We start from the raw sequence: 393 nt of genomic DNA on the forward strand, positions 1-393 counted from the left end.
GTTCGCCTCGGGCGAGGCACCCGGGAACGCCTCGACGAGTCGAACCAGTTCCGCCGGCTCCGGTTTCGCCATGGTATCACGTCGCACTCGACGCTCTTGAATCCGACCGTCGGCGGTCGCAGCGCGTCCCGCCTCGCCAGCGGTTTTTTCATCGCTCGGAGCGATGAACGATGTATGAACGACGTCGACGACCTCGCAGGCGAAAGCGGAGCCGACGGCGGCGGCCCCACCGCCGTCCTGCTCGACGTGCTGTTGAACGGGCGTCCCGACGACGACCGCCCGCAGTCCCGCAAGTCGCCGGTGGCGTACGGGCTCGGCGCCGACTCGTTCGCGCTGTACGAACTGACGCTCGACGGCGAGCCGGACGTCTCGGTCGGCGACCGTATCGCGCTG

The 393-nt window shown here is 69.0% G+C and carries 1 protein-coding gene; it reads left to right on the plus strand.

All coding sequences use genetic code 11. The features are described from left to right. Positions 1–174 precede the first annotated feature (174 nt). Positions 175–393 (plus strand): DUF655 domain-containing protein (locus EXE44_RS18420; protein WP_137718078.1); only part of this gene is annotated, 219 nt, incomplete at its 3' end.

Source organism: Halorubrum sp. SS7, assembly GCF_005435055.1.
GTDB lineage: Archaea > Halobacteriota > Halobacteria > Halobacteriales > Haloferacaceae > Halorubrum > Halorubrum salinarum.